This is a genomic window from Nostoc sp. (assembly GCF_035638895.1).
Taxonomy (GTDB): domain Bacteria; phylum Cyanobacteriota; class Cyanobacteriia; order Cyanobacteriales; family Nostocaceae; genus Nostoc.
In genome coordinates, this window is record NZ_DASQZC010000247.1 from 1 (window position 1) to 5,512 (window position 5,512).

Sequence of the window (5,512 nt, forward strand, 5' to 3'; positions counted from 1 at the left end):
CCACCACCACCACCAAAGGAACCACTTCTGTCTTCCTTGGGTTTGGCCTTGTTCACTTTGAGATCGCGTCCCATCCACTCAGCACCATCAAGAGCTTCAATGGCAGCTGTTTCTTCAGCTTCTGTACCCATCTCTACGAAAGCAAAGCCGCGTGGACGGCCTGTTTCACGGTCAGTAGGCAACTGAACGCGTTTTACAGAACCATGTTCAGCAAAAACAGATGTGAGGTCTTCTTGTGTGACCTCGTAGGATAGATTACCTACATAAATTGACATGCGTTATCTCCAAAATCATAGGTGTGTAGAGATTTAGATTTCGGAGACAAGCTTGTTAAGACCAAAAGGGAAAAGCCTGTCAATACTAAAAACAAACGCTGTAACCGAATTTTATTCTCACCTAATTACCTTAGCACATCATTGAGTTCTTACCCACCGTAACTTAGAAGTACTAAAGATTAGGTATGGGGCATTGATTCTTTTCCTTGTCTCTCTGATCTTCTCTTACCCCTTCATGGGCAACTCCTATATTGAGTAGCAGATATTCCCCAATTAATTGCAAAATAAATGCAGTTAGTCATTGTTACTAATTGGAAATGCCGACTACACTTGCTGACGCACAAAATTTACTTTCTGACCTGATCGCCCGCTACTCTAAGCGTGTAGATTATCTGATGATTCGCCTTGAAGAAGCAGAAGGGACTGATATCTTGTTGCGTGGCGACAAGGTAGAAACTCTAAGCGTTGGCATCTCTATTGGTGGACATATTCGCGCTTGTTATAAAGGTGGATGGGGTTTGAGCTGTTTTAACCAACTGGCGACAATTCAGGATCGGATAGAAGAAGCGATCGCTGCTGCGCGGATGGTTGGTGACGAAGAAACTTTACTTGCACCTATTGACCCGGTGCAAGCAGTATGCATTCTACCCCTCAAAGGCACTGATCCCCGAAAAATCCCACTCTCGAAGAAAAAACAATTGTGCGATCGCTATACTGAATTGCTCAAAAGCGTTGATCACCGGATTACCACTACCTCGGTGCGTTACGGTGACAGCGCTCAAAAAGTGATCATAGCGACCTCAGAAGGCACTTTGATCGAGCAATCTTGGGTGGATATGGAAATGCGCTTTGCCGCTACCGCTAGAAATGGCGAAACCGTACAAACTGGACGGGAAACTACTGGCTCTCGCAAAGGTTATGAAGATTTAACTGATTTGGATGAACAGGTAAAAAGTGCCGCTCAAAGAGCGATCGCAGCTTTATCTCTGCCATCGGTGAAAGGCAATACTTACACTGTAGTCATTGACCCAATTCTCACGGGTTTGTTTGTCCACGAAGCCTTTGGACATCTTTCTGAGGCCGATATGGCTTATGAAAACCCCGATCTGTTGGAAGTCATGACCATCGGACGGCGGTTTGGCCCAGAAGAACTCCAAATTTTTGATGGTGCTGCCCCAGAGGGACATCGCGGTAGCTATTTTTATGATGATGAAGGTACGCCTGCTACTACTACTCAACTAATTAAAGATGGAGTTTTAGTTGGACGTTTACATTCTCGTGAAACCGCAGGCAAATTGGAGGAAGCGCCTACGGGTAACGCTCGTTGTCTCAACTATCACTTTACTCCCATTGTGCGGATGACAAATACCTGGATTGAACGGGGTAAAACACCAGTTAAAGACTTATTCAGCGATATCAAAGAAGGAGTGTATGCCCGCAATTGGTTGGGTGGGATGACGAATGGGGAAATGTTCACCTTCAGTGCTGGGGAAGCGTGGATGATTAGGAACGGCAAAATTGCTGAACCTGTGCGGGATGTAACGCTTTCGGGAAATGTATTCCAAACTTTAGCGGATATTGAGGCAATTGGTGATGATTTTTACTGGGATGAGTCTGGCGGTTGCGGTAAGGGAGGGCAAAATGGTTTATCAGTGGGTTGTGGTGGCCCTAGTCTCCGAATTCGAGATGTAGTGGTTGGTGGAGAAACGTAAACTTCATCCAACCATTGTAGCATTAGGTCTGTATTAAACAAGTTTGCAGTAAGCACTTTAGTGCTTACTACAGCTTTGCGTAAAATCGTAGCGTTTTTAATCCAAGGGCACGCATTAGTATTGTCAGTCGATGCATTGCCATTGTTAGCCGATGCATTGGCATTGTCAGTCGATGCGTTAGCATTGCCAAATTTAATTTGCTACGAATTAATGAAATACTGTACTTAGTACCAACCATCAAAACTAGTTTGACAGACTATTAGTCGGGAGTATTCCGTTTTGGCCAATTGCCGTCAGACTAGAAGTCGCTGGCTCACAAACTCTCGTCCGACTGCTTGAAACCCGCGTTCGGCTTTGCCGTTGCCGCTAGGCTAGGCGGGTTTAATTTGTATAGCTGCGATTTCCAATCGTCAGGTACTTCTTCCAAAAGTGGATGTTCCCCTATTACTCTTCAGACGAGAATGGCTCAATTCAAATTAATTTGCTAGCCAGAAAGCGACGTTACGCACATAGGTTTTGATATCTTCTAAGGCGCGTGGCTCTTTTTTCATACCATCTCCTGGTGCTTCATCTACAAAAGTGGGACAGCCTTTGTTAATATCCCAGTTGTAATCTACTAAATGATGGAAGCTGGAGTTAGCTACTGCTCGTCCTAGTATATTTCCTTGTTCATCTTGATGATGCTCGATCGCTACAACTAGATTGAAGTTACGACCTGTAACTAAACTTTTACCCAAAGCAATTACCCGCGCATTGGTATTGCCCAAAGGTGCGCCAATACCGCCCTCGTGGGGATGTGTTGGGAAAAATTCGATACTTCCCGAAGGTGAATTAGGATTTTTTAAAAGTTCGTGAATGGGTTCAACAATGGTAATTTTTTGATAATCGCCGTTAGCTCCAGAATGATAGTTGGGCCAGGAGATATAAGTTGTGTATGAGTCATCTCGGCTCCAGCGCGATTCATCGGGATCGGGATTTTTGGTGTTGAAATAGTGGATATCACCAATGTCAATTAAACCACACATAGAACAACCCATATCCTGATGATCGCGTGTTGTCAAAATACCACCACCACGTTTGCGAAAACCATTAATTCCAGCGATGTCTTTTTCGCTTAAACCCTTATCCACCTCTAATCCAAATAGCCAAAGTTCATCAAAATCTGATTTGTCGAGACTACTTAAAACTGGGTCACTACCGACTGCATCTGATTCGTAATCGCGTCCTGTAACTTCAAATAAGGAGTTTCCTGCTTCGTCTTTAATCGATGCTAAGTAATCTTGTAACATCGAGAAACGAAAAATGCTCCAGTCATCTTCAGTGGTAGGAATCGTAGTCTGCAAAAGAATACGAATTGGTTTTGTCATAACCTTTGCCAGATGAACACCACAATTGAGTATAGCGATCGCTTTGCACTAATGCTTAAGTTTTTAAATCTCTCAACATCCCTCCCAAGTATGAAAAAAATTACAACTCTAGGTAGTAGCACCAGTAGTTGAGGATGGCTAATCTAAGTAAAGGTGATTCGATATTCACTCCGGTTTGATTCACTACACTAATCCTCCGTGGCGCGTACTGGGGATTTACTGCCTATCTGAGTAAGCTGGATAGCTTCAATTAAACGTTCCTTAACACAGCGACAGATATGAAAGCAGATCAACTCCTGAAAAACTATGCCGCAGGTGTCAGAGACTTTACTGGTATCAATTTGAGTGAGGCAAACTTAAGGGAAGCCAATCTCAGTGGCATAATTTTGGATAAAGCAATTTTAGATGGAGCTAATCTAAGTCACGCTAATTTAGCCCAAGCCAGTTTGATTGAAGCAGACTTAAATGGAGCAAATTTGAGCAATGCTGACCTCAGTGGTAGCAACTTAAGCGGAGCTATCTTAGATGGAGCTATTTTGGATGGAGCAGCAATGGAAGGAGCTAATTTGAGCCAGGCTGATTTGACGGTTGCTAAATTGATTGAAACTAACTTGAGTGAAGCGGATTTGCAGGAAGCTAGTTTGATAGCGGCGAATTTAGATGGAGCCGATTTGAGCGGTGCAGACTTAACTGTAGCCGACTTATCCCAAGCAAATCTCACTCAAGCAGATTTGAACCAGACAAATTTAAGCGGAGCAAATTTGGATGGAGCCAATATAGAAGGAACAATCTTGGATGAAAATGTGTGACACTACCAGCCAGATAAACCCATGACGACTCGCCTCTCTACGAGACGCTACGCGTAGCTTGCTTCTCCGTAGGAGTACGCTCGAACTCACGCATTCATGCATTTTAAAAAGGCATACAGCAGCTCTAAATTTATGGGGTTCTTAATTTTGAATGAGTGAATGTGTGGTTTTTGACTTCCCAGCTTGCGTAGCACCTCTCAGAGAAAGGGCTGATTCGCGTCCAGTATGTAACTCTGGTGGCGATTGATCGCTTTTAACCCATTTCCCAAAATCTCAGCACTTGATTTTACGGGCGTACCCTAGGATTTTTTGGGCTTATAGCGATATTTTAGAAGTTTATAACGATTTTCATAGCATTCCCGACTATGCCGGAAAAGCTGTTGCCTCTAAATTAGAATAGGAGACATTTGTCAACTATCCAGATTCCAGTCTGCTTGCACCTTCATGTCCGGTAACACGCGTCGTGCAGCACAGAAATGGTTTATCAGGCATTAATTTAGTAGCCATTAGGCAAACATCTGCGATTAAATCAGTCTATGTAGGGTTGCATTCTGGAAGTTGACAAGTAAAATAGGAAACACTGCTTATCGGCTTGGTACTCTTGGGAAAAAAACCATGTAGTTAAAAGCACGTTAGGCTAATATGCGATGGGTGACAATTCTTAGACCTATTGCCTAAAGCTAATAGCCCCATGTTAACAACACTTCCAGACACCTCTGCCAACTTAGCGATCGCCTTGTTAATTAACTATAGTTTCGATCTCAGTGGCTATACTGCCAATGAGCTAGTTGAGCGTTGGCAAACGCAATACCCGCTTAATTGGCTACACCTGGCAGTGATTGAGGCACTATATCAAGGTCGTTATAAGGCTGTTTCTGTGCAGCAAATTTTAGTATTTTGGCAGCGCCGAGATCAGGCTACATATCATTTCAACATGGAATTTGAACGGATGATTTGTAGCAAATTTCCCCAAAGTTTAACTTCATCGCCTGCGCCAGCTCTACCGCTAGCGAAGAAAAATCCTATTGTGGAGAAAGTCACGAGTCCTCAACTACCACCTGCTAAGATTCGCAACGGCTATCAACACAGCAATACTGCAACTCTACAATTGAAAAGTTCCGAACAAAAAACATCTGTAGATAAAGAAGCGAAAGAGAAAGCTAGCGAGAATAAAACTGTCCTGAAATCTCCCCTTTCGGGAAAATTTGCTTCTTCAACAACGTTTCAGTTATCATCTGCTATCAGCCAAAGGCAAGCTTCACAAGAAAGTACACCGCCTTCACCATCACCAATTGCTCATCAACGACAGCCAAAACTACTCCCACCTGCTACCATTCATGCCCCAATCG

At 43.5% G+C, this 5,512-nt stretch carries 5 protein-coding genes; 3 read left to right on the plus strand and 2 right to left on the minus strand.

Features of this window, described 5'->3' with window-relative positions; genetic code table 11:
* A partial coding sequence (locus VE944_RS11965; protein WP_324977093.1) for an RNA recognition motif domain-containing protein occupies positions 1-275 on the minus strand: 275 nt, incomplete at its 3' end.
* 317 nt (positions 276-592) lie between these two features.
* Here VE944_RS11965 and VE944_RS11970 point away from each other — a divergent pair.
* On the plus strand, positions 593-1,987 hold the full coding sequence (locus VE944_RS11970; protein WP_324977096.1) for a TldD/PmbA family protein: 1,395 nt from the start codon (positions 593-595) through the stop codon (positions 1,985-1,987).
* A gap of 476 nt (positions 1,988-2,463) precedes the next feature.
* Here VE944_RS11970 and VE944_RS11975 read toward each other — a convergent pair whose 3' ends face one another.
* The gene (locus VE944_RS11975; protein ID WP_324977099.1) at positions 2,464-3,354 is read right to left on the minus strand and encodes a hypothetical protein; all 891 of its coding nucleotides are present in this window, start codon (positions 3,352-3,354) and stop codon (positions 2,464-2,466) included.
* Positions 3,355-3,632: 278 nt separating this feature from the next.
* On the opposite strand from VE944_RS11975, the gene VE944_RS11980 reads away from it, so the two are divergent.
* Entirely contained in the window at positions 3,633-4,163 is a 531-nt protein-coding gene (locus VE944_RS11980; RefSeq protein WP_324977103.1) for a pentapeptide repeat-containing protein, read from the plus strand.
* 691 nt (positions 4,164-4,854) lie between these two features.
* Positions 4,855-5,512, plus strand: a 658-nt coding sequence (locus tag VE944_RS11985; protein WP_324977106.1) for a hypothetical protein, incomplete at its 3' end; no start/stop codon positions are given.

Bases quoted from the DNA above. Each gene is read 5' to 3' on its own strand.
- VE944_RS11975 (WP_324977099.1), bottom strand. From the start codon at position 3,354: ATGACAAAACCAATTCGTATTCTTTTGCAGACTACGATTCCTACCACT.
- VE944_RS11980 (WP_324977103.1), top strand. From the start codon at position 3,633: ATGAAAGCAGATCAACTCCTGAAAAACTATGCCGCAGGTGTCAGAGAC.
- VE944_RS11970 (WP_324977096.1), top strand. From the start codon at position 593: ATGCCGACTACACTTGCTGACGCACAAAATTTACTTTCTGACCTGATC.